This window comes from Brevundimonas sp. (assembly GCF_013823285.1).
Classification (GTDB): Bacteria; Pseudomonadota; Alphaproteobacteria; order Caulobacterales; family Caulobacteraceae; genus Brevundimonas.
In genome coordinates, this window is sequence record NZ_PNLV01000058.1 from 1 (window position 1) to 16,514 (window position 16,514).

The 16,514-nt window shown below is 67.4% G+C and carries 19 protein-coding genes; 6 read left to right on the forward strand and 13 right to left on the reverse strand.

Translation table 11 applies throughout. From position 1 onward, the window contains the following. Window positions 1-767: ectonucleotide pyrophosphatase/phosphodiesterase (locus C0461_RS09385; RefSeq protein ID WP_292106121.1), on the reverse strand; the 767-nt coding region annotated here is incomplete at its 3' end. Between the two features lie 100 nt (window positions 768-867). Here C0461_RS09385 and C0461_RS09390 point away from each other — a divergent pair. Then, window positions 868-1,773, forward strand: coding sequence for an ABC transporter ATP-binding protein (locus C0461_RS09390; protein ID WP_292106124.1), 906 nt, complete (start codon window positions 868-870; stop codon window positions 1,771-1,773). Beyond that, window positions 1,763-2,620: a hypothetical protein gene (locus C0461_RS09395; RefSeq protein ID WP_292106125.1), complete on the forward strand. Its 858-nt coding sequence runs from the start codon at window positions 1,763-1,765 to the stop codon at window positions 2,618-2,620. Before C0461_RS09390 ends, C0461_RS09395 begins: the two co-directional genes overlap by 11 nt. A gap of 17 nt (window positions 2,621-2,637) precedes the next feature. On the opposite strand, the gene eno is transcribed toward C0461_RS09395, so the two are convergent. The 6 genes from eno to secG form a co-directional block, all read right to left on the reverse strand. Further along, window positions 2,638-3,915: a phosphopyruvate hydratase gene (eno, locus tag C0461_RS09400; protein ID WP_292106127.1), complete on the reverse strand. Its 1,278-nt coding sequence runs from the start codon at window positions 3,913-3,915 to the stop codon at window positions 2,638-2,640. A gap of 79 nt (window positions 3,916-3,994) precedes the next feature. Next, window positions 3,995-4,597, reverse strand: coding sequence for a hypothetical protein (locus tag C0461_RS09405; RefSeq protein WP_292106129.1), 603 nt, complete (start codon window positions 4,595-4,597; stop codon window positions 3,995-3,997). Between the two features lie 138 nt (window positions 4,598-4,735). Beyond that, on the reverse strand, window positions 4,736-4,918 hold the full coding sequence (gene rpmF, locus C0461_RS09410; protein ID WP_045319302.1) for a 50S ribosomal protein L32: 183 nt from the start codon (window positions 4,916-4,918) through the stop codon (window positions 4,736-4,738). Window positions 4,919-5,134: 216 nt separating this feature from the next. Beyond that, entirely contained in the window at window positions 5,135-5,665 is a 531-nt protein-coding gene (locus tag C0461_RS09415) for a GNAT family N-acetyltransferase (protein WP_292106132.1), read from the reverse strand. Next, entirely contained in the window at window positions 5,665-7,314 is a 1,650-nt protein-coding gene (locus tag C0461_RS09420; RefSeq protein WP_292106134.1) for a CTP synthase, read from the reverse strand. The genes C0461_RS09415 and C0461_RS09420 overlap by 1 nt, the downstream gene beginning before the upstream one ends. Window positions 7,315-7,402: 88 nt before the next feature. After that, complete coding sequence (gene secG / locus C0461_RS09425) at window positions 7,403-7,813, reverse strand: preprotein translocase subunit SecG (RefSeq protein WP_292106135.1); 411 nt, start codon at window positions 7,811-7,813, stop codon at window positions 7,403-7,405. A gap of 185 nt (window positions 7,814-7,998) precedes the next feature. Here secG and C0461_RS09430 point away from each other — a divergent pair, with 185 nt between their 5' ends. Next, on the forward strand, window positions 7,999-9,936 hold the full coding sequence (locus C0461_RS09430; RefSeq protein ID WP_292106137.1) for a peptidase M61: 1,938 nt from the start codon (window positions 7,999-8,001) through the stop codon (window positions 9,934-9,936). 63 nt (window positions 9,937-9,999) lie between these two features. Here the strand turns inward: C0461_RS09430 and rplL are convergent, their stop codons facing one another. The 4 genes from rplL to C0461_RS09450 form a co-directional block, all read right to left on the reverse strand. Continuing rightward, window positions 10,000-10,383 (reverse strand): 50S ribosomal protein L7/L12, encoded by a 384-nt coding sequence (rplL, locus tag C0461_RS09435; protein ID WP_021698281.1) that lies wholly within the window; start codon window positions 10,381-10,383, stop codon window positions 10,000-10,002. A 57-nt stretch (window positions 10,384-10,440) separates the two neighbouring features. Continuing rightward, window positions 10,441-10,956, reverse strand: a complete 516-nt coding sequence (gene rplJ / locus C0461_RS09440; RefSeq protein WP_292106140.1) for a 50S ribosomal protein L10 — start codon at window positions 10,954-10,956, stop codon at window positions 10,441-10,443. A gap of 303 nt (window positions 10,957-11,259) precedes the next feature. Further along, window positions 11,260-11,892 (reverse strand): DUF2059 domain-containing protein, encoded by a 633-nt coding sequence (locus tag C0461_RS09445; RefSeq protein WP_292106142.1) that lies wholly within the window; start codon window positions 11,890-11,892, stop codon window positions 11,260-11,262. Window positions 11,893-12,188: 296 nt separating this feature from the next. Then, a complete protein-coding gene (locus C0461_RS09450; RefSeq protein ID WP_292106145.1) occupies window positions 12,189-12,758 on the reverse strand; it encodes a hypothetical protein in 570 nt (189 codons plus the stop codon). 187 nt (window positions 12,759-12,945) lie between these two features. Between C0461_RS09450 and C0461_RS09455 the strand changes: the two genes are divergently transcribed. From C0461_RS09455 to C0461_RS09465, 3 genes are read left to right on the forward strand one after another with little or no spacing between them, the layout of a single operon-like run. Next, the gene (locus C0461_RS09455; RefSeq protein ID WP_292106148.1) at window positions 12,946-14,115 is read left to right on the forward strand and encodes an aspartyl/asparaginyl beta-hydroxylase domain-containing protein; all 1,170 of its coding nucleotides are present in this window, start codon (window positions 12,946-12,948) and stop codon (window positions 14,113-14,115) included. Window positions 14,116-14,142: 27 nt separating this feature from the next. Beyond that, window positions 14,143-14,475 carry a hypothetical protein gene (locus tag C0461_RS09460; RefSeq protein ID WP_292106149.1) on the forward strand — a complete coding sequence of 111 codons (333 nt, stop codon included), beginning with the start codon at window positions 14,143-14,145 and terminating at the stop codon, window positions 14,473-14,475. 5 nt (window positions 14,476-14,480) lie between these two features. Further along, the gene (locus tag C0461_RS09465; protein ID WP_292106150.1) at window positions 14,481-14,903 is read left to right on the forward strand and encodes a hypothetical protein; all 423 of its coding nucleotides are present in this window, start codon (window positions 14,481-14,483) and stop codon (window positions 14,901-14,903) included. Window positions 14,904-15,337: 434 nt separating this feature from the next. Here the strand turns inward: C0461_RS09465 and rplA are convergent, their stop codons facing one another. Both rplA and rplK read right to left on the reverse strand, forming a co-directional pair. After that, window positions 15,338-16,027, reverse strand: coding sequence for a 50S ribosomal protein L1 (gene rplA / locus C0461_RS09470; protein WP_292106152.1), 690 nt, complete (start codon window positions 16,025-16,027; stop codon window positions 15,338-15,340). Window positions 16,028-16,032: 5 nt separating this feature from the next. Then, window positions 16,033-16,461 carry a 50S ribosomal protein L11 gene (gene rplK / locus C0461_RS09475; protein WP_021698287.1) on the reverse strand — a complete coding sequence of 143 codons (429 nt, stop codon included), beginning with the start codon at window positions 16,459-16,461 and terminating at the stop codon, window positions 16,033-16,035. Window positions 16,462-16,514: the final 53 nt, after the last annotated feature.

Sequence of the window (16,514 nt, forward strand, 5' to 3'; positions counted from 1 at the left end):
TCCAGATAGACCGCCCGATCCGGCGAGGTTGCGGCCATGCCGTGGTCGGCGACGATGACCAGAATGGTGCGATCGGCCAGGCCGCGCGCTTCGAGCCCCGCGATCAGCCGGGCGATGGAAGCGTCCACCGAGGCGACGGCCTCCGTGGTCCCGGCGCCGTCCGGGCCGTGATGATGCCCGGCGGTGTCCACGATGTCGAAATACAGGGTGGCGAAGTCGGGTCGCTGATCGCCCGGCAGGTCCAGCCATCCGAGCACCCGGTCCACCCGCGCATCGCCGGGCAGGGACTGGTCGAAGACGGTCCAGTGGGTCGGCCGCACGCCGCTGATCTCGGCCTCGGAGCCCGGCCAGAACATGGTGCCGGTCGTGAGACCCGCGCGCTCGGCCGTGACCCAGATGGGCTCGCCCTCGTCCCACCAGCGCCCGTCCGTCACCGCCGCCGCATTGCCCAGGGCGAACCGACCCAGTTCAACGTCCACCATGGTGTTGTTGACGATGCCGTGGCGGTCGGGATGCAGCCCCGTCACGAGGGTGTAGTGGTTGGGGAAGGTCACGCTGGGGAACGAGGGCCGCATGGCGGCGAAGGCGCCTTCGGCGCGCAGGCGACCCAGCGTCGGCGTCACGCCGCGGTCCAGATAATCGGGACGGAACCCGTCCATGCCCACCAGGATCACCAGCGGCCGGTCATCCGTCGCCACGCGCTCGGGCGCCAAGGTGGCGCAGGCCGACAAGGTCAGGGCGAACACGATCAGCACCAGACGGGACATGGGAGCTCCGGAGAGGGGGACGGCTCTATTGCCTAATCTTAATCCGTGACAGCTGTCTTACGGCTTGCGGTGCAGTGGCGCACACCGCAAGCTCGACCTTATGAACGAACCAGTCATCGAGACACGCGGTCTGTCAAAGGCCTACGGGGCGGTGAAGGCCCTGGACGATTTCAGCCTGACCATCCCGCGCGGCGGGGTCTACGGCGTTCTGGGGCCGAACGGGGCGGGCAAGTCCACCCTGTTCCGCATCCTGCTGGGCCTGATCCGGCCCACGGCGGGCGAGGCCAAGGTCATGGGCGGCCCTGTCGGGGACGTTCACGGCATGCGGCGCATGGGCTCCATGATCGAGACGCCGCGCTTCCCGCCCTACATGACGGCGCGGCAGGTCCTGGAATGGGTGTCGCTGGGCCATGGCCAGGGCGTGGACCGGACCGCCATCGCCGCCTGGCTGGAGCGGGTGGGCCTGACGGCCGCCGCCGACCGAAAGGTGCGGGGCTTCTCCGTCGGCATGGCTCAGAGGCTGGGCGTGGCCGCGGCCCTGATGACCCGGCCCGAACTGGTTATTCTGGACGAACCCACCAGCGGCATGGACCCTCCGGGCATACAGGAGATGCGTGCCCTGATCCGCTCGCTGGCCGACGATGACGGGGTGACGGTGGTGATCGCCAGTCACCAGCTGGCCGAGGTGCAGAAGCTGTGCGACCGGGTGGCCATCCTGAACAAGGGGCGGCTCTCGGCCGAGGGCGCGGTCGCCGATCTGGTGGCCGGGCGCGAGCGCCTGCGCCTCACCCTGCGGCCGGCCGATGCGGCGCTGGGCCTGCTGGGCATAAAGGGCACGCGCGACGGCGACGCCGTACTGGCAGCCATTGAGCGGTCCGAGGCGCCCGCCCTGATCCGGGCCCTTGCGGAAAAGGGCGCCGAAATCGAGGAGGCGCGCTGGGTCGGGGCCGACCTGGAGAGCGTCTTCAACCAGTTGACCGTAGAGGATGCGCCCCATGCTGGCTGACGCCATTCGCGCCGAGGGCTATCGTTTCGCCCGCAACCGCACCGCCGTGTTCTGGAGTGTGCTGTTCGTGCCCATCGTGGCCCTGATCCTCGGGGTCGTGGTCAGCTTCGCCGCCAAGGGCAATGAAGCCAGACTGGCCGAGGTGACCACTGAACTCGGGATGATCTCCGCGCCTCTGGATCTGGGCGCAGCCCTGGTCAGCAACGCCGCATCCCTGGCGGGCGGCCCGGTGCTGCTGTTCGTCCTGATCGGGGCGGCGACCCTGTTCGCGGGTGATTACCGGTGGGAGACTTGGCGGCTGATCCGGGCGCGCAACCGGCGCTCAAACCTGATTCTGGGCAAACTGGCCGCTCTCATCGTCCTGGCCTTCGCCGCCATGGCCGCCCTGCTGATCTTCAGCATGATCGGCGAGCCCATCCGGGCCGCCATCTTCGAGCGTGAGGTGACGTTCAGCCTGAGCGGCGAGCAGATCGGCGCCTTCTTCGGCCTGTTCGGCCTGGGATGGCTGAGAGTCGTTCAGTTCGCCATGATCGCCCTGCTGGCGGCGGTGGCGACGCGGTCGCTGCTGGCCGCCCTATTCATTCCCATGGCCCTGGGCGCCGCCCAGGCCCTCGGAGCGCCCATGCTGATGGGAATGGGCGTCATGCCTGACAGCTGGACCCTGCAATTGCTGCTGCCCGGTCAGGCCTTCGACCGACTCGGCGAGATGATCCTGGGCGGCGAAGGCGCGGCGAGGATTCCTGTCGCCTTGCAGGTCAAGGCCTGGATCAGCCTGATCGGCTGGACCGTCCTGCCCCTGCTGGCCGCATTGGCGATCTTCGAGCGGCAGGACCTGTCCAAGGAGTGACCCCGCCGCTCGAGTGATCAGCTCAGGATCATGCCGTCGCCGGCGTACAGGGCCTGATCGCCCAGCATCTCCTCAATGCGCAGCAACTGGTTGTACTTGGCTGTGCGGTCCGAACGGGCCAGCGAGCCGGTCTTGATCTGTCCGCAGTTGGTGGCCACCGACAGGTCGGCGATGGTGTAGTCCTCGGTCTCGCCCGAGCGGTGGCTCATGACGGCGGTGTAGCCCGCCCGATGCGCCATCTCGACCGCATCCAGGGTCTCGGACAGGGTGCCGATCTGGTTGACCTTGATCAGGATGGAGTTGGCCAGACCCTCGCCGATGCCCGCCGCCAGACGCGCCGGATTGGTCACGAACAGGTCGTCGCCCACCAGCTGGATCTTATCGCCCAGACGCTCGGTCAGCAGGCGCCAGCCGTCGAAGTCGTCCTCGGCGCAGCCATCCTCGATGGAGACGATGGGGAAGCGGGCGCACAGGTCGGCCAGATAGGCGACCATGCCCTCCTGATCGATGGTCTTGCCCTCGCCCTCCATCACGTACTTGCCGTCCTTGAAGAACTCGGTGGAGGCCACGTCCAGACCAAGCTGGAAGTCCTCACCCGCCAGATAGCCGGCCGCCTCGCCCGCCTTGGTGATGAAGGTCAGGGCCTCGTCGGCGGACTTCAGGTTCGGCGCGAAGCCACCCTCGTCGCCCACATTGGTGTTGTGGCCCGCGTCCTTCAGGGCCTTCTTCAGGCTGTGGAAGATCTCCGCGCCCATGCGCAGGGCTTCCGAGAAGTTCTCCGCCCCCGTGGGCAGGATCATGAACTCCTGGATGTCGATGGGATTGTCGGCATGGGCGCCGCCGTTGATGATGTTCATCATCGGGGTCGGCAGCATGCGGGCCGAGACGCCGCCCACATAGCGATACAGCGGCAGGCCCGCCGACACGGCGCTGGCCTTGGCCGCCGCCAGGCTGACGCCCAGGATGGCGTTGGCGCCCAGCCGGCCCTTGTTCTGGGTGCCGTCCAGTTCGATCATGGACATGTCGATGCGGCGCTGATCCTCGGCGTCCATGCCCGACAGGGCGTCGAAGATTTCGCCGTTCACGGCGTCGATGGCCTGCTGGACGCCCTTGCCGCCCCACATGCCCTTGTCGCCGTCGCGCTTCTCCACCGCCTCGTGGGCGCCGGTGGACGCGCCGGACGGCACCGCCGCGCGACCGAAGGCGCCGTCCTCCAGCACCACGTCCACCTCCACCGTCGGATTGCCCCGGCTGTCCAGGATCTGGCGGGCGGTGATGTCGGCGATGTCGGTCATGGTCAGGTCCCGGTGCGAGAATTGGAAAGGGCGCGCCAGCCTTTAGCCCGCGCGCCCTCCGTAGCCAACTGAAAGCCTGTTACGCGCAGCCTTCCACATACTGGATGGACGGTCCGCCCGCGTGGATCATGCTGACGTTTCCGTCCGCGCCGATCTCGTAAACGACACCGCGCGCGTCGGCGTCCTCGCGGTAGGGCGAATCGGAAGGACCGTCGCTCCAGACCGTGATGTATTCAGACGGAGCTTCGGAATATTTGTGGGGGCTGACCTGGGCCGCGTCGCCATAGGCGGCCTTGATGTCGGCGGCGCTGTCGCCGATGCCGAAACCGCGATCCGTGGTCAGGGTCGCCTCGCGGATCAGGGAGATGCGGGTCAGGACGCCCTGCTCCAGCATCAGCAGCACGCCTTCCGGGGCGCGCTCGGGGCGGTACTGATCGCACGACTCCGGGTCGGGGCCGCCCACCGCGTCAGGATTGGCGTCGGGACCGAGGGCCCGGGTGATCTCGGCGCGGGTCATGCCGATGCGCAGCGGGCCCCACCCCTGTGCGCTCAGGGCGTTGGAATCGGGGGTCTGGGCCGGCGCTTCGGCGGCGGGAGGCGTTTCAGGAGCGGGCTCGTCCGGCTGACCGCAGGCGGCCAGGGCGAGGACGGCGATAGAAGGCAAGATGAGGGCGCGGATCATGGAGGGTCTCCGGATTGGGTCCGGGAAGATCAACGCACGAAAACGGCGCGCGATGAACTCGCGCGCCGTAAAATCGTAAATCCCGGCTCGGCCTTCGCGCTTCGCGCTGCGTGAGCCGGGAAGAGCGACTTGAAAAGCCTAGTCTTCCTTGGGCGTCAGAACCTGACGGCCGCGATAGGTGCCGGTCTTCAGGTCGATGTGGTGCGGGCGCTTCAGCTCGCCCGTGTCCTTGTCCTCGGTGTAGGCGTTGGCGCCCAGGGCGTCGTGGGCCCGTCGCATGTTGCGACGCGAGGGAGATACTTTGCGCTTCGGAACGGCCATGTCCGTCTCATCCAGTCTGGTCGGTGCATCCGGCGACCGGACGCGAAAACAATAGCGGCGGCCCATGCAGGCCGCCCCGTGAGCGCGGGCTTATGCCTCAGGGGGCGGCCAAACGCAAGAGGCTGAGGACAGGCGAAACAAGCTGCGACCCATCACGGGCAGCGCCCATGGCGCAATGGGACGGCTCAACGCCTCGCGCCCATGCTTCAAGCCCGGCTACGGATTACAGGCGGCGGAAAAATCGGTCCGGTCAAGCACCAACCACACACTGTCGACCCATACGTCGCCCACCAGCAGGGTCCGCTCCGCCCGGCCGGTTTCGCGGAACCCCAGCCGGGTCAGCAGGGCGATGGACGCGGTGTTGTCCGGATCGGCTTCGGCGGTCAGACGATCGAGGTCGCGCGTGGCGAACACATGGGCGATCACCGCCTGTGCGGCCTCCAGGCCCAGACCCCGCCCCTGGGCGTCAGGGTGCAGGATGAAGCCGATCTCGGGCAGGCGGAAAAAGCCCGCCTTGCCCACGACCCGGCCCTCGAACTCGACCACGAAGTCGTCGGCCAACTCGGGCGGTGAGTCGATCATGGAGCCCAGCCAGGCTCGCGTCTGATCGAGGGTCTGATGCGGCGGCGTGGACCACCAGCGCGTGGCGCGCGGGTCGGACAGCACGGCGTGCATGGCGTCCAGATCGTCCCACCGCGCCGGCCGCAAGGTCAGGCGCGGTGTGCTCAGCACCACGCCCGTGGTCATCACACCAGCCGGCTCTGAACCACCGCCGCGGCGATGAAGCTGGCGAACAGGGGGTGCGGGGCGAAGGGGCGGCTCTTCAGTTCCGGGTGATACTGCACGCCGATGAACCAGGGATGGTCGGCGCGCTCCACGGTCTCGGGCAGGACGCCGTCGGGCGACAGACCCGAGATGGTCATGCCCGCCCGCTCGATGGCGTCACGGTAGTTGATGTTGACCTCGTAGCGGTGACGGTGCCGCTCGCTGATGGCGGTGGAGCCGTAGATCTCCGCGATCCTCGAGCCCTCGATCAGGGTGGAGTCATAGGCGCCCAGACGCATGGTGCCGCCAAGATCGCCGCCCTGGGCCCGCATGATGCGCTGGTTGCCCTGGGTCCACTCGGTCATTAGGCCGACGATGGGCTCCTCGGCCGGGCCGAACTCGGTGGAGGTGGCCTTGTCCAGCCCGGCCAGATGACGGGCGGATTCAATCACGGCCATCTGCATGCCGAAGCAGATGCCGAAATAGGGGATCTTGCGCTCGCGGGCGAAGCGGACCGCCTGGATCTTGCCTTCCGCGCCGCGCTCGCCGAAGCCGCCGGGCACAAGCACCGCGTGGGCGCCCTGCAGCCGTTCCTCGCAGGCGTCGCGTGCGCCCTCGAAGGTGTCGGCCTCGACCCAGTCGATGTTGACCTTGACGTTGTTGGCCACGCCGCCGTGGTGCAACGCCTCGATCAGGGATTTGTAGGCGTCCTTGAGCACCGTGTACTTGCCCACCACGGCCACGGTGACCTCGCCGTCCGGATTGGTGCGGCGACGGACGATCTCTTCCCAGCCCGACAGGTCGGGCGCCGGGGCGTCGGTGATGCCGAAGTGGGCCAGGACCTCGGCGTCCAGGCCTTCCTGGTGATAGTCCAGCGGCACCGCATAGATGTCGGCGGAATCCATGGCCTGGATGACGCCCGAGGGGCGTACGTTGCAGAACAGGCCGATCTTGCGCTTCTCGTCGGCCGGGATGGGCTGTTCGCAGCGGCACAGCAGGATGTCCGGCTGGATGCCGATGGAGCGCAGTTCCTTGACCGAGTGCTGGGTCGGCTTGGTCTTCATCTCGCCGGCCGTCTTGATGAACGGCAACAGGGTCAGGTGCACGAAGCAGCTCTGGCCGCGGGGCAAGTCCTGGCCCAGCTGGCGGATGGCCTCGAAGAAGGGCAGGCCCTCGATGTCGCCGACCGTGCCGCCGATCTCGATCAGGACGAAGTCCACGTCCGCGCCTTCGTCGGTCTGGGCGGGGCTGAGGCAGAACTGCTTGATCTGGTCGGTGACGTGCGGGATCACCTGGACGGTGGCGCCCAGATAGTCCCCTCGCCGCTCCTTCTCCAGAATGGTGGAGTAGATGCGGCCGGTGGTGACGTTGTCGGTGCGGGCCGCCGACACGCCGGTGAAGCGTTCGTAGTGGCCCAGGTCCAGATCGGTCTCGGCGCCGTCGTCGGTGACGAAGACCTCGCCGTGCTGATAGGGGCTCATGGTCCCCGGATCGACGTTCAGATAGGGGTCGAGTTTCCTCAGGCGGACCTTGTAGCCGCGCGCCTGCAACAGCGCGCCGAGGGCGGCGGAGGCAAGGCCCTTACCCAGTGAGGAGACCACGCCGCCGGTGATGAACACATAACGAGGCATGGGAAATTACCTTACCGCCGATTCGGGCGGCGTACTGCGGAGACTTTGAGGGTGTGGCGGGAGGCGGTGGATAACCGCCGTCCCCATCCTACTGGGCGGGCTCGTCGCCGGCCGGCCGGGCGGCCGGGGCGGCGGGAAGGCTGGCTTCCAGGTCGTCGAGCGAGGGGCCCGTCGGCGCCGCGGGCGCCGTGGGCTGCTCGGCCGCCGGCGTCTGGGCGGCGTCCAGATCGATGGAGCCCACGGTGGCGGCGTCCAGAATCGAGCTGGAGCCCCGCTCCATGTTGCCGACGATGGTCAGGCTGATGGCGCAGAGCGCGAACAGGAATCCCAGCGCCCAGGTCGCCTTGGTCAGCAGGTTGCCCGCGCCGCGCGCGGTCATGAAGCTGTTGCCGCCGCCGCCCATGCCAAGGGCGCCGCCCTCGGAGCGTTGCAGCAGCACAACGCCGGTCAGGGCGAGGCCGATCAGGATCATGACGACGAGGAGAATGGTCTGGAGCATGTCGGGCCTGATATGTGGCGCGAGGGCGCGCCGATCAAGCGGCGGCGTCTATCATTGTTGCGCGCGCGGGGCAACGCACGGCTTGTCCGGAAACCTCGGCAAAGGCCGACGCGCCCTTGACGCATGGCGCATGGCCCTGAACCTTGCGCCGGGGTCGCGACGGGCGGCCGAATCCGGAAAGTTTGATGAAGCGTCTGATCCTGTCCGCCTGCGCCGTCGCCCTGCTGACGGCCCTGCCCGCCGCCGCCCAGGTGGGAACGCCCGCCCTGCCCCGCGAGCTGCCGCCCATCCCGGCCCCGGCCGCCCAGCCGTACCCCGGCGTGATCCGCCACCATGTGGACGCCACCGACACCGAGCGGAAGATCATCCGGGTGCGCCAGACCATTCCGGTGGTCCAGGCCGGGCCGATGGTGCTTCTGTATCCCAAATACCTGCCGGGCAACCATGCGCCCACCGGACCCATCCAGCTGGTCGCCGGGGTGCAGGTCAGCGCGGGCGGCCAGCGGGTGGAGTGGGTGCGCGATCCGGTGGATCCCTACGCCTTCCACATCGAGGTTCCCGAGGGGGTCAGCGAGATCGAGGTCTCGTTCGACTATCTGAGCCAGGTCAGCCCCAGCCAGTGGCGGGTCATGATGACGCCCGAGATGCTGAACCTGCAGTTCGAGAAGCTGCTGCTGTATCCGGCGGGTCATGAGCATGACGGGATCATGGTGCAGACCACCGTGCGCCTGCCGGACGGCTGGAACTACGGGGTCGCGCTGGACACTGAGTCCTTCGCCGGCGGCGAGGCCGTGTTCGCGCCCATCAGCGTGGAGGTGCTGGCCGACAGCCCAATGTTCGCCGGGACCCACTACCGGGTGTTCGATCTGGATCCCGGCGGCCGCACGCCGGTGAACATGCATGTGGTGGCTGACGACGCTTCAGAGCTGGACGCCGTGGAAGAGCGCCTGGCGCCGTTCCGCAATCTGGTGGTCCAGGCGGACCGGCTTTACGGAGTCCGTCCGTTTGACCGTTATGAGTTCCTTGTCGCCGCCACGAGTCGGCTCGGGGGCGTAGGGCTGGAGCATCACCGCTCCTCGGAGAACACCGTCTCCTCGGACTTCTTTTCGAGCTGGAACACGGCCTCCTACGGCAATCGCGAGCTGCTGCCCCACGAATACGCCCACTCCTGGAACGGCAAGTTCCGCCGCCCGGCCGACCAGCTGACGCCGGACCTGAACACGCCGGTGCAGAACAGCCTGCTGTGGATGTACGAGGGCCAGACCCAATACTGGGGGGCTGTTCTGGCCGCGCGGTCGGAGATCGTGCCGCGCGACCAGGCTCTGGCCAACCTGGCCTGGACCGCCGCCTTCTATGACGCCCAGCGGGGCCGCGAGTGGCGGGCGCTGCAGGACACGGTGAACCAGAACCTGCTGGGCTATCGCTCGTCCACCCCGTGGGCGACGTGGTCGCGCACGGGCGGCGACTACTACCGCGAGGCCCTGCTGATGTGGCTGGACGCGGACACCCTGATCCGCGAGGCGACGCGGGACCGGCGGTCGCTGGACGACTTCGCCCGGGCCTTCTTCGGCATCGAGGACGGGGTGTGGGAGCCGCGGCCCTACACCTTTGAAGACGTGGTTGCGGCCCTGAACGTGGCGCACCCCCATGACTGGGCCGGGTTCCTGAGGGAGCGGCTGGACGCCGTGGGGCCGCAGGCCGAGGCGCCCCTGGACGGCATCGAACGGGGCGGATACCGGCTGACCTTCGTGGAGGCGCCGGACGCCGCCTACAAGCGGGTGCAGCCCCAGTGGGGCCGGGACTTCCTGTTTTCGCTGGGGTTCACCCTGTCCGCATCCAACAGCATCACCAATGTGCTTTGGGACAGCCCGGCCTTCGAGGCGGGCCTGACCCAGGGCTGGGACATCGTGGCCGTCAACGACACCGCCGCCTCCGCCGAGCGGCTGCGCGCCGCGGTGACGGCGGCCAGTGACGGCGGGCCGATCCGGCTGATCGTCAGGAACGGCGACCGCTTCCGGACGGTGGAGATCGCGTACACCGGGGGTCTGCGCTACCCGGCGCTGGAGCGGATCGAGGGGACCCGAGACCGGCTGGGCGACATTCTGACGCCCCGGCGGCGCTAAAGAAAACGGGCCGGGAGATCGCTCTCCCGGCCCGCAATCTGTTCAGCTTGCGCTGGTCCGATCTTACTTGATCGTGACCTTGGCGCCGGCTTCCTCGAGCTTCTTCTTCAGCTCTTCGGCGGCCTGCTTGGAGACGTTCTCGACGACGTTCTGCGGAGCGCCTTCGACCAGGTCCTTGGCTTCCTTGAGGCCCAGGTCCGGACGGGCGCCGCGGACTTCCTTGATCACGTTGATCTTCTTGTCGCCGCCGTCCGTCAGGACAACGGTGAACTCGGTCTGCTCTTCGGCGGCTTCAGCCGGAGCAGCAGCGCCACCGCCGGCGGCGGCCATGGCCACCGGAGCAGCAGCCGAAACGCCCCACTTTTCTTCCAGCAGCTTGGCCAGTTCGGCGGCTTCCAGAACGGTCAGGGCGGACAGGTCGTCAACGATCTTGGAGAGATCAGCCATTTGAGTATTTCCTTCGGATGGATTTCAGAGGTTTGCAGAGATGATCGATCAGACGGCTTACGCCGCGTCCTTGGCGGCGTAGGCGCCCATGACGCGGGCCAGCTGGCTGGCCGGAGCCTGCACGACGCCCGCGATCTTGGTGGCCGGGGCGTTGAGAAGGCCGACGAGCTTGGCGCGCAGTTCGTCCAGGGACGGCAGCTTGGACAGGGCGTCGACACCCTTGGCGTCCAGGACAGTCTCGTCCATCAGTCCGCCCATGATCACGAACTTGTCGTTCTCCTTGGCGAACTTGGCGGTCACCTTGGCGGCCGAAACGGCGTCGGGCGCATAGGCGATTCCGACAGGGCCCTTGAACAGGTCCTGCACGGCGTCGCCGCCCTTGCCGTCCAGCGCCTTCAGCGCCAGGCGGTTCTTCACCACCTTGAACGTGGCGCCTTCAGCACGAAGGCGGCCACGCAGATCGGTCATTTCCGCAACGGTCAGACCCAGGTTGTGGGTCACGACCACGGCGCCGGCGTCAGCGAAAACGCCCTTCAGCGTCTCGATCGACTCGGCCTTTTGTGCGCGGTCCATTGCGGTCTCCGTTCAGTCGTTACGGCGACGGGACGATCCCGACGCCGCTTGGCCAGACAGCATCGCTTGCGCGATGACGCCGGGCCGGTCGTATTGTCCGAAGGAAGCGGCGATCCTGTCCGTCGCGCAGGGCGGCGGGCCGAGACGTTCGCATCCCCATCTCCCCCCAGGGCGGAACGGCCGTTCCGCGCTTACGGTCCAGGTGACCCCCAGACCCCGAAGTTCTCGGACAGGAACATCGCCGGACCGGGGCCCGACGACGCAAGGCGCGCTCTATACACGCATGGTCGTGGAAATCAAAGGCTAGTTCCGCCGGACGCCTTGCTTGTCGGGGCGGGGGCCGGAGGCGCTCGGTTCGGAGCAGTCGAACGCGGTGCAGAACTTGCGCATCAGGTCCACCTGGAACTGCAGAATGGCAGCCTCCATGGCCGCGCCCTGATCCATGCCGATCTCGACCTGCTTCTGCGAGATCGATCGTCCCAGGGGCGTCTCGTAGAACTCTACGAGCGCCGTGAGTTCCTCGACGGTGAGCCGCTCGGCGAAGACCGGAACGAGGCTGTCCATGATGCCCGTCATCAGGTTGGTCATCTCCCGAGGCAGGTTGACCCGGAACCATTCCCGGTGCTCGGACGGGGACTGGGTGTCGGCCGCCAGCAATTCGTCGATGTAGGTCTGCGCCAGGTCGGCCAGGCTGTCGCCCTGGGAGAGCTCCACAAACCGTTCGGCCAGTTCCCGCCGGCGCGCGGCGTCATCCTCCGGCGCGGACTGAACGACCAGCAGCAGCGGCTCTTCCGTCGCCTCGGCCCCGGGCTCCTGCGCGGCGGCGGCGGTCGTCAGGGCGAGGCCCAGGATGGTGATCAGAATGAAGCGCATGACGGCCCCCTCGCCGGTGTGTCGCTCCACATTGGCGGACGCGGGCTCGACCCTCAAGGTCAAACGGGCCGACGCTCCCCTTGTCATTCGGATCGTAGCGAAGCGGAGAGCCCGCCCTTTTGTCAGCCCGGCCGTAGCGAAGCGGAGAGCCGGGACGCAGCCGCACAACACCCGCTCATCCCGGCGAAGGCCGGGACCCAGATGGCGTGCGGGCAGCCTGCAAGTCGAGGCGCGCCAGGACGTCCATCCATCCAGCTTTATGATCTGGACCCCAGCCTTCGCTGGGGTGAGCGGAGAATTATGGTCCCGTCCCCGCCCCCCCGGAACAAGTCGCGCTGCGGCGGGAATGACAAGGGCCCTCACGGCCCCTGTCCGGGGTGGTGAGACTCCGGACGCGAAAAACAGTGCAACGGGAGTCTCACGGTCTCGTCGTGGATCGACGCATCGACGAGGGCCGCAGCGGCCTGCAGCTCGGTGATGAGTCGGGCCAGTTCCTTGACAGGCAAGGCGTTGGCGGCCCCGTCGTCTTCAGCGGCGTCGATGGGCTCGGCGTCGGCGGGGGGCGGCGTGTGAGACTCCGGGAGCGAAAAACAGTGCAACGGGGGTGCAACGTCCCCGACAGCGCCTGACGGCGCTTCCGGGATGACGAGGCGCTCCGCCTCCACCGCCGCTTGCGCCGCGCGGCGGTCGGCGGCCTCGCGCTCCATGCGGGCTGCCCGGGCCACCATCTCCTCGTCGCGGGCGAAGGGCTTGAGATCTTTGTAGAGGCGCATCCAGCCGCGGGCCTCGATCAGGCGCCCGGCGGCGACGGCGGCCTGGAGGTGGGACCAGGCCTTGGCCGCCATCCGGGCGGCGGTGAGCGGCGGGGCGTCCCCGACAGCGCCTGACGGCGCTTGGGGGACGACAAGGGGCGGAGTCTGGAAGGTCATGCCGCCATTATCCGGCGCCCCGGAGCAGCGGGCCCAAAAACAGGGAGTCGGGGCGGCGAAGCCTTGTTTCGCAACGCATTGGCGACGGGAAAAGCGGGATTAACAGCGCCATCGTCGCGCTTTGCTTGACCATGGCGAAAAAGGGGCCAAGCTGTCCGGATTGTCATGTTCGCGTAGGGGCGCACGCGTGTTTCAGCAGGGTCCGCCCGCTTCCGATCCCATCCAGCAGGCCAACCAGGCGCTGGCCGGGCGCGATGTCGCCGGGGCGCTGGCGCTTCTGGACCGCGCCGATCTGGGGGGATTCACCGTCGCCTCGGGCATGACCCGGGCGCTGGCCCTGCGGCTGAGCGGCGACCTGCCCGGCGCCGTGGCGGTGCTGGACCGGGTGCTGGCCATCGATCCCTATGAGTTCATGGCCCTGCTCTCCAAGGGCGCGATCCTTGAGATGATGGGCAAGCCGCGGCTGGCCGTCGGCGTCTATCGCAACGCCCTGAAGATCGCCCCGCCCGAGAGCCGATGCCCGCCCCCGCTGGTGGCCCAGATCGGCAAGGCGCGGGCTCTGGTCGAGTCCGAGGCGGCGCGGCTGCGGGACCATCTGCGCGACGCCGTGGCGGACCTGCGCAGTCGTTGCGGGACCGAGGACGGCGACCGGTTCGACGAAAGCCTGGACGTGTTCGCGGGTTTCTCGCCCCCGGTGAAGCAGGAACCCCTGCTGCTCAACTACGCCCGCCTGCCCGCCATCTCGTTCCATGACCGGGGCCACTTCCCGTGGTTGGCGCAGCTGGAGGCCGGCACGGACATGATCGTGGCCGAGCTGAAGGCGTTCCTGGCCGACCCGGGCGAGGCCTTCGCCCCCTACATCGCCTTTCCAAAGGGCGTGCCGGTCAATCAGTGGCAGGACCTGAACCACTCAGAGGACTGGAGCGCGGCCTTTCTGTGGAAGGACGGGGTGAAGCAGGACGGCGCCTGCGAGCGGTGCCCGGGCACGACGGCCCTGCTGGAAAGCCTGCCCATGGCCATGCAGGACGGCTATGCGCCCACGGTCACCTTTTCGGCCCTGAAGCCGCGCACCCATATTCCGCCGCACACCGGGTCATCCAACGTCCGGCTGCTGACCCACCTGCCCCTGATCCTGCCGGGGCCGGCGCGGTTCCGGGTCGGCAATACGACGCGGGACTGGGAGATGGGCCAGGCCTGGGTGTTCGACGACACCATCGAGCACGAGGCCTGGAACGACGCGGACCAGATGCGGGTGATCCTGATCTTCGACGTGTGGAACCCGTTCCTGACCGATGCGGAAAAGGCCCTGATCACCGCCATGCTGAACGCGCAGCGGGACTATCTGACGGCGGGGTGAGATCCCCTGCAGAACGAGACAACACCGATGTGGCCCTTCAAAACAAAATCCAGGCGAGCGGCGGCCAGAGAGATCGACATTGAGGAGGTCGAAATCGACCAGCAAGGCCAACTCTGCGTGACGCCAGCCTCAGGTGATTTCGAGATGGTCTATCGGGAGGCCATGGAGGTCTATTGGGATCGAGAGCGGCGGCGCCTGTTCAGTCCGACGCCGCGGGAGATGACCTATCCTGAATGGTTCAGGCAGATCGTCCTGGCTGTCGAACACCAATACGGGGTGAAGCTCAAGGCGACCGGTCGGACCCGGTGGGTTGGCGTCCCGGACCCCTTGCGCGCCGAAATGTCGGCAAACGACCGGTAGTGATCATGAGCAGCTCAGTCAGGGCGTCCAGATGGATCAGTCTGATCGCGGTTGGCCTGACACTCTCGTCGTGCTCGGACGGGGGCTTTAACGGGCCTACCCGGGAGTTTTCCGGCGTCTGGCTCTACGAATTCGAAGGGTCGAGCTTTGTTGAAGGCGCGAGCGAGATGCCGACGGAGCGCCCACCCTATGAAGAGACAGACTGGCTGGAGTGGACCGATTGGCCGCGTCTGGAAGCTCTGATGGAGGAGAGCCTCGGAAATGAGGACTGCTATACGGTGCAACCGTTCCTGATCACGTTCGTCGGTCGCCGGACGCATCCCCCATTTGGCGGTGCGGGCCACCTTGGCGGATGGCGTTCACAGGTGACGGTGCACAGACCGATCTCGGCAGAGCGGCTCGGCCCTTCATTCTGCTATGGCGACTAGCCGCCCTCTCAGTCTTTGGGGGTCTGGTTTTGGCCGTTAGCGCTCTCACCGGACGCTCGCCGTTCCGTCAATAATCAAGTCGGCCTTGTTAGCCCGACACCATTCCTCAAGGTCGGATCGCAACACAGGCCACAAATCAGCCGCCCAAGCTGGCGCCTTGGTCGGCCATGTGGCCTCGGTAGGCAGGTAGGCTGAGAGAACGCCCATCGGAAGTTCAAGCACGAATGAACCGCCGGGGCCGATCACCACCAACTCTTCTTTCCATCGAGGCTGAAACTGGAAAGTTTTTCGCCGCATGAGGAAAGGCTGACCGAGTGGGGCGGCGGTCGCAAGAGCCTCCTTCTATCCGCAACGGACCTTCTGAACCCTCGACACACGAAAAAGGCGGCGGAGATCGCTCTCCGCCGCCTCAATCATTCGAGCCTTGAAGCCGATCAGGCGCCCAGGGAGGACGGGTCGACCTTGAAGCCGGGGCCCATGGTGGAGGACAGGCTGATCTTCTTCACATAGGTGCCCTTGGCGCCCGCGGGACGGGCCTTGGTCAGGGCGTCGACGATCGCCTTGACGTTGGCTTCCAGGGCTTCCTGGGTGAAGGAGGCCTTGCCGATGCCGGCGTGGACGATGCCCGCCTTCTCGACGCGGAACTCCACGGCGCCGCCCTTGGCGTCCTTGACGGCCTGGGCGACGTTCGGGGTCACGGTGCCGACCTTGGGGTTCGGCATCAGGCCGCGGGGGCCCAGCACCTTACCCAGACGGCCGACGAGGGCCATCATGTCCGGCGAGGCGATCACGCGGTCGAACTCCATGAAGCCGCCGTTGATCTTCTCGTACAGGTCTTCGGCGCCCACGTGTTCGGCGCCGGCGGCCCGGGCTTCATCAGCCTTGGCGTCCTTGGCGAAGACGGCGACGCGCACGTCACGGCCGGTGCCGGACGGCAGGTTGACGACGCCGCGGACCTGCTGGTCGGCGTGACGGGGGTCGACGCCCAGGTTGACGGCGATCTCGATCGACTCGTCGAACTTGGCCTTGGCGTTTTCCTTGACGGCCTTGATGGCGTCGGCGAAGGCCATCGGCGTCTCACGATCGCCGGTCCAGGCCTGGATGCGCTTGGGTTGCTTTGCCATGTCGATCAGCCCTCCACCTTCAGACCCATCGCGCGGGCCGAACCTTCGATGATGTTGGCGGCCGCCTCGATGTCGTTGGCGTTCAGGTCCTTCATCTTCTTTTCCGCGATCTCGCGCAGCTGGGCGCGCGTGATCTTGCCGACCGTTTCGCGGCCGGTGAGCTTGGCGCCCGACTTCAGCTTGGTGGCTTCCTTCAGGTACCAGGTCGCCGGGGGCGTCTTGGTGATGAAGGTGAAGCTCTTGTCCTGATAGACGGTGATCACGGTCGGCAGGGGCGTGCCCTTGCCGAACGACTCGGTGCGCGCGTTGAACTCCTTGCAGAAGCCCATGATGTTGACGCCGCGCTGACCGAGGGCGGGGCCGATCGGGGGCGACGGGGTCGCCGCGCCGGCCGGCACCTGCAGCTTGATGTAGCCGAGAATCTTCTTGGCCATTGATCTCTCCTGTTATGAAGCCCCGAACTCAATCGGGGCCGGTGAGCCGTGGT

Coding starts and splice junctions, on each gene's coding strand:
- C0461_RS09460 (WP_292106149.1), top strand. CDS start 14,143: ATGTGGCCCTTCAAAACAAAATCCAGGCGAGCGGCGGCCAGAGAGATC.
- C0461_RS09415 (WP_292106132.1), bottom strand. CDS start 5,665: ATGACCACGGGCGTGGTGCTGAGCACACCGCGCCTGACCTTGCGGCCG.
- secG (WP_292106135.1), bottom strand. CDS start 7,813: ATGCTCCAGACCATTCTCCTCGTCGTCATGATCCTGATCGGCCTCGCC.
- rplJ (WP_292106140.1), bottom strand. CDS start 10,956: ATGGACCGCGCACAAAAGGCCGAGTCGATCGAGACGCTGAAGGGCGTT.
- C0461_RS09450 (WP_292106145.1), bottom strand. CDS start 12,758: ATGACCTTCCAGACTCCGCCCCTTGTCGTCCCCCAAGCGCCGTCAGGC.
- C0461_RS09420 (WP_292106134.1), bottom strand. CDS start 7,314: ATGCCTCGTTATGTGTTCATCACCGGCGGCGTGGTCTCCTCACTGGGT.
- rpmF (WP_045319302.1), bottom strand. CDS start 4,918: ATGGCCGTTCCGAAGCGCAAAGTATCTCCCTCGCGTCGCAACATGCGA.
- C0461_RS09390 (WP_292106124.1), top strand. CDS start 868: ATGAACGAACCAGTCATCGAGACACGCGGTCTGTCAAAGGCCTACGGG.
- C0461_RS09395 (WP_292106125.1), top strand. CDS start 1,763: ATGCTGGCTGACGCCATTCGCGCCGAGGGCTATCGTTTCGCCCGCAAC.
- C0461_RS09430 (WP_292106137.1), top strand. CDS start 7,999: ATGAAGCGTCTGATCCTGTCCGCCTGCGCCGTCGCCCTGCTGACGGCC.
- C0461_RS09465 (WP_292106150.1), top strand. CDS start 14,481: ATGAGCAGCTCAGTCAGGGCGTCCAGATGGATCAGTCTGATCGCGGTT.
- rplL (WP_021698281.1), bottom strand. CDS start 10,383: ATGGCTGATCTCTCCAAGATCGTTGACGACCTGTCCGCCCTGACCGTT.
- eno (WP_292106127.1), bottom strand. CDS start 3,915: ATGACCGACATCGCCGACATCACCGCCCGCCAGATCCTGGACAGCCGG.
- rplK (WP_021698287.1), bottom strand. CDS start 16,461: ATGGCCAAGAAGATTCTCGGCTACATCAAGCTGCAGGTGCCGGCCGGC.
- rplA (WP_292106152.1), bottom strand. CDS start 16,027: ATGGCAAAGCAACCCAAGCGCATCCAGGCCTGGACCGGCGATCGTGAG.
- C0461_RS09405 (WP_292106129.1), bottom strand. CDS start 4,597: ATGATCCGCGCCCTCATCTTGCCTTCTATCGCCGTCCTCGCCCTGGCC.